Origin of the sequence: Nostocoides australiense Ben110 (assembly GCF_001050535.1) — a bacterium.
GTDB classification, from domain to species: domain Bacteria; phylum Actinomycetota; class Actinomycetes; order Actinomycetales; family Dermatophilaceae; genus Nostocoides_A; species Nostocoides_A australiense.
Genome location: NZ_HG764815.1, coordinates 2,278,756 through 2,283,932 on the forward strand (window position 1 = coordinate 2,278,756; position 5,177 = coordinate 2,283,932).

Here is a 5,177-nt window from a genome sequence, read left to right on the forward strand (position 1 = left end):
CTCGCCAGCGGCTGGTCGGAGCAGCAGGCCTCGCCAGGCGTGCTGGTTCGACCAACCTCGGTCAGGCCCGCTTGGCGGCGCGTTTGCGGGTGCTTCCGGTGCCCGAGGTCGGACCGGCGCCGGCAGCGCCGGAACCGCCCTGGGTGCTCCCGCTGCCGGAGGACGGGCCCGCGGCTGCGGCCTTTCGGCCCTTGGCCGCGGCATTGGCAGCGCTCTTGGTCGGCTTCTCCTTGGGCACGGTCCGCTTCTTGACGGCGCGCGGGCTCGCCGGCGCGGCCGCGCCTTCCTCACGCAGCTTGTCGCCCTCGGCGACCGTCATCACCTGGTGGCCACCGAACTGGCCGCGCAGCGCCGCGACGGCCTGCATGGTCGGGGAGTGCTCCTGCCGGGAGGCGAACCGGGCGAAGAGGGAGGCGGAGATGACCGGCATGGGCACCGACAAGGCGATGGCCTCCTCGACGGTCCAGCGGCCCTCACCGGAGTCGGCGGTGTAGTCCGAGACGTTCTCGAGGGTCGGGTTCTCCTCGAGCGCCTTGACCATCAGGTCGAGCAACCAGGAGCGCACGACGGTGCCGCGGCTCCAGGCCTTGAAGGCGCCCGGCACATTGGTGACGATGTCCTTCTTCTCGAGCAGCTCGTAGCCCTCGGCATAGGCGTGCATCAGGCCGTACTCGATGCCGTTGTGGACCATCTTGGTGTAGTGCCCGGCGCCGACCTTGCCGGCGTGCACGAAACCCTCGTCGCGCGGACCCTCGGGACGCAGCGCATCGAAGATCGGCATGGCGCGCCGGACGTTGGCGGCGGTGCCGCCGCACATCAGGCCGTAGCCGTTCTCCAGGCCCCAGATGCCGCCGGACACGCCACAGTCCATGTAGCCGATTCCCTTGGCCTTCAACAGCTTTTCGTTCTCGAAGTCGTCGGTGAAGCGGCTGTTGCCGCCGTCGATGACCAGGTCGCCAGGCTCGAGCAGGTCGGCCAGTTTGGCGACGGTGGAGCGGGTGATCTCGCCGGCGGCGACCATCGTCCAGACCACACGCGGTGCCTCGAGCGACTTGACGAGTTCGGCCAAGGACTTGACGTCCGAGACCTTGGGGTTGATGTCGTAGCCGATGACCTCGTGGCCCGCGCGGCGGATCCGCTCGCGCATATTGCCGCCCATCTTGCCCAAGCCGATCAAGCCGAGTTGCATGAGTGGCCCCTCTCTGGTCCGTGTCCGGTATGCGGTGCCCGCGCCCCACACTGTATCGCCGGGCGCTCTCGCGTCGGGTCGCTGGACGCCGGGTAACGCGGGCCGGGTTTTCGGTGTCGGGCCAGGTGTTCGGTGCCGGGCCAGGCTCTCGGCCACTGGGGCCACCCTGTCGTTGTCGGGCACGGATATAGCCGTGCCCCGCAACGAAAACCTGGCCCGACAAACCCTCAGCTGGTCAGGCGGACCGGCTGCAGGACGTAGCGGTAGCTGAGTTCGGGTGAGCCGTCCACCTCGGCCTGGCCGGTGAGCATGGCGGGCTTGAGGGCCGCGGTGAAGGAGAAGCGCGCGTAGGGGGTATGCAGCGCGCCCAGCCCGTCGAGCAGGAAGCCGGGGTTGAAGGCGATGTCGATGTCGGCGCCGTCCAGGGTCGCCTCCACGGCCTCCGAGGCCTGCGCGTCGTCACCGGTGCCGGCCTCGATGTCGACCTGCCCGCTGGTGAACTTCAGCCGCACCGGGGTATTGCGTTCGGCGACGAGGGCCACGCGCTTGACCGCCTCGATCAGATCGGACGTCTTGACGACGGCCTCGATCTCGGAAGTGGCGGGGAAGATCTTGGCGACCTTGGGGTATTCGCCATCGAGGAGGCGGGAGGTGCTGTGCCGCTGCCCGGCCTCGAACCCGACGAGCCCGTCGCCACCGGCGGCCTGCCCGAGCGCGACCGCGACCGAGCCACCCGACCCGAGCGAGCGGGCCGTCTCGGAGAGCGTGCGGGCCGGGATGAGAGCGATGTGCGAGGCGTCGGCGGCCGCAGGGTTCCACGTGAACTCACGCATGGCCAGGCGGTAGCGGTCGGTCGCGAGGAAGGTGACCTTGTCACCCTCGATCTCGACGCGCACGCCCGTGAGGATGGGCAGGGTGTCGCCGCGATCGGCGGCGACAGCGACCTGGCTGACCGCCTGGGCGAAGGTGGCGCCGTCGATGGTGCCGCTGGCTTCGGGCTGGGTCGGCAGGGTCGGATAGTCCGAGGCCGGCATCTGCAGCAGGGCGAACCGCGAGGAGCCGCACGTGACCTGCACCTTGGAGCCGTCCGTCGCGATGTCGACCGGTTTGTCGGCGGGCAGGTTGCGGGCGATCTCCGAGAGGAGCTTGCCCAGGACGAGGACGGTGCCTGGCTCGGCGACCTCGGCGGTGACGGTGATCCGGGCCGAGACCTCATAGTCGAAGGCCGACAGGGTCACCGTGCCGTCGGTGCCGGCATCGATGAGGACACCGGCGAGCACCGGCACGGCCGGTCGCATCGGCAGCCCGCGGGCCACCCAGGTGACCGCCTCGGCGAGAACATCACGCTCGACACGGAACTTCACTGTTGACCACCTTCGGCAGTTGGATCGTGGTGCCGCCCATGCGGCCCGCCCGAATCGGATTGTCGGAGCGCGCGACGACAACCGTCGGCGTCCGATGGGAAGGATGACATTAGCCGCCCGCTCCTTCTTGTGCCAGGGCGGGAGCCGCCTTCGTGCTCCTGTCGTGTCCTGTCCCCAGCTCGTGGTCGGGGCCGAAACCGGTGAGCTGGATGTATTCACCATCGTCATAGCGGGTGTGGATGTTGTGGACAAGTCACCATATGGGCAGGTCAAAAGCCTGTTTATCGCGTGGACTGCGCTGTGGACGACGCCCCGCCGCAGAGCACCCGGGTGTGGACGAGTGCGCGCAATCCCCAGGTTGGGGAGGATTCTGGGGACGGAAATGGGTACCTGACCACACCGAATGTGCACGCTCGGTGCTGGTTTTCCACAACTGGTGGTGGGATCTCCTGTATCGCCGTCCACAAAGATGTCCACATCTTGTGGACGAACGCGGGTGAATTGCCGGCTCCCGCACGAGGAACAGGAGGACAGCCGCAGGTGTCGGGGAGGTAACGCGCCATCCACGGGTGTGGACAAACTTGGGGAGGACGGGCTGCGGAAGCCGGCGTCAGCTCGCGCTCTGCTGCTTGATGCGGTTGGTCAGCTCGGTGACCTGGTTGTAGATCGCGCGACGCTCGGCCATCAGCTGCCGGATCTTCTTGTCCGCGTGCATCACCGTCGTATGGTCGCGGCCACCGAACTGCTGCCCGATCTTCGGCAGGGACAGGTCCGTCAGTTCGCGGCACAGGTACATCGCGATCTGGCGGGCGGTGACCAGCACCCGTGAGCGGGAGGCGCCTTGGAGGTCGTCGATCGTCAGCCCGAAGTAGGCCGCCGTCTGGGCCATGATCGTCGCGCTGGAGATCTGGTTGGTGTGCTCGTTGGGGATCAGGTCCTTCAGGACGATCTCGGCGAGCGGCAGGTCGACGGCCTGGCGGTTGAGGGAGGCGAACGCGGTCACGCGGATCAGGGCGCCCTCGAGCTCGCGGATATTGGTCGAGATCCGGGAGGCGATGTATTCGAGCACCTCCGGTGGCACCGAGAGCCGCTCCTGGATCGCCTTCTTGCGCAGGATCGCGATCCGCGTCTCGAGGTCGGGCGGCTGGACATCGGTGAGCAGGCCCCACTCGAACCGGCTGACCATCCGGTCCTCGAAGTTGCTCAGGTGCTTGGGCTGGACATCGGAGGTGATGACCACCTGCTTGTTGGCGTTGTGCAGGGAGTTGAAGGTGTGGAAGAACTCCTCCTGGGTCTGCACCTTGCCCGAGAGGAACTGGATGTCGTCGATAAGGAGGACATCGACCTCGCGGTAGCGGGACTGGAAATTCGCCGCCCGGTCGTCGCGGATGGAGTTGATGAAGTCATTGGTGAACTCCTCGGAGTTCACATAGCGCATCCGCAACTGCGGATAGAGGCTGCGGGCGTAGTGGCCGATCGCGTGCAACAGGTGGGTCTTGCCCAGCCCGGATCCGCCGTAGATGAACAGGGGGTTGTAGGCCTTGGCCGGTGCCTCTGCGACCGCGACCGCCGCGGCATGGGCGAACCGGTTGCTCGACCCGATGACGAAGGTGTCGAAGACGTATTTCGGGTTCAGCCGGGTGGCGCCGATGTCTTCGGCGTCCGGCAGATAGGTGACGGGCGCGGCCGGGAGCTCCTCGATCTCCTCGTCCTCCTCGACCACCTCCACCGGCTCGGCGAGGTCGGCGGTGGAACTGAACAGGTCGTCCTCGGTGGCCAGCGACGGGTCGACGGTCACCGCCAGCGTCACCTCGCCACCGAGCTCGCGGCCAAGGACCCCGATCACATGCTCCCGGACGCGTTGTTCGAGGATCTGCTTCGCGAAGTCGTTGGAGACGGCGACCAGAACGGTCTGATCGAGCACACCTTTGACCTTGGCGCCTTGCAGGAAGGCCCGCTGATTCATCGGGATCCCGTCCTGGGCGAGGGTGGTCAGCACGCTGTTCCACAGCGCTCCGGTGTCCATCGAAGCTTCGGCCACCTGCAACATCCCTTCAGCCGGGAACCGGCGTCCACATACTTGTCCACAGCCTGTGGGGGACGCGGACATCGCTGCGAAGCGAGCCCCGAACCTAACAAGGTGAACCGGCTGCGGCAACCAGAGCAGTATGACCCGTCGCGGCCCTGATCGCGACCGAGAGCGTGTCGGTGATCGTCAGTCGCCGGGCGGCGTGTCAGGATGCGAGGTTGGCTGGTGCGCCGGCCACGGTTTGACCCGATTCCGCGCCCTGCCGTACCGTTGACCCCTGGCCATGTCGGCCGTTTTCCGCATGCCCACGCCACCCCGGCGCGGGTTTCCGATTGCGGCCGAAACACGACCCGTATGTCGTGTCGGCCGCACCTGATCCCCAACACCATCGCTGGTGCCGCCCGCCGCGGCCGGTCCCTTCCAGGCCGCGCCCGGCAGGCACCGGCCTTTCCGTGAAAGAGAAGACGTCGTGAGCAAGCGGACCTTCCAGCCCAACAACCGTCGCCGCGCGAAGAACCACGGTTTCCGTGCGCGCATGAGCACCCGGGCCGGCCGCGCCATCCTCGCCGCGCGCCGCCGCAAGGGCCGCGCCGAG

Annotated in this window: 4 protein-coding genes; 1 reads left to right on the forward strand and 3 read right to left on the reverse strand. The window is 67.6% G+C overall.

The annotated features are described in order from the left end of the window. Positions 1–61: 61 nt before the first annotated feature. The 3 genes from gnd to dnaA all read right to left on the reverse strand — a co-directional run bounded on the left by gnd (position 62) and on the right by dnaA (position 4,603). On the reverse strand, positions 62–1,189 hold the full coding sequence (gene gnd, locus BN11_RS10975; RefSeq protein WP_048697583.1) for a phosphogluconate dehydrogenase (NAD(+)-dependent, decarboxylating): 1,128 nt from the start codon (positions 1,187–1,189) through the stop codon (positions 62–64). A 227-nt stretch (positions 1,190–1,416) separates the two neighbouring features. Further along, positions 1,417–2,553 carry a DNA polymerase III subunit beta gene (gene dnaN, locus BN11_RS10980; protein WP_048697586.1) on the reverse strand — a complete coding sequence of 379 codons (1,137 nt, stop codon included), beginning with the start codon at positions 2,551–2,553 and terminating at the stop codon, positions 1,417–1,419. Between the two features lie 610 nt (positions 2,554–3,163). Next, positions 3,164–4,603, reverse strand: a complete 1,440-nt coding sequence (gene dnaA, locus BN11_RS10985) for a chromosomal replication initiator protein DnaA (RefSeq protein ID WP_048697590.1) — start codon at positions 4,601–4,603, stop codon at positions 3,164–3,166. A 448-nt stretch (positions 4,604–5,051) separates the two neighbouring features. On the opposite strand from dnaA, the gene rpmH reads away from it, so the two are divergent. After that, a partial coding sequence (gene rpmH, locus BN11_RS21865) for a 50S ribosomal protein L34 (RefSeq protein WP_083433690.1) occupies positions 5,052–5,177 on the forward strand: 126 nt, incomplete at its 3' end.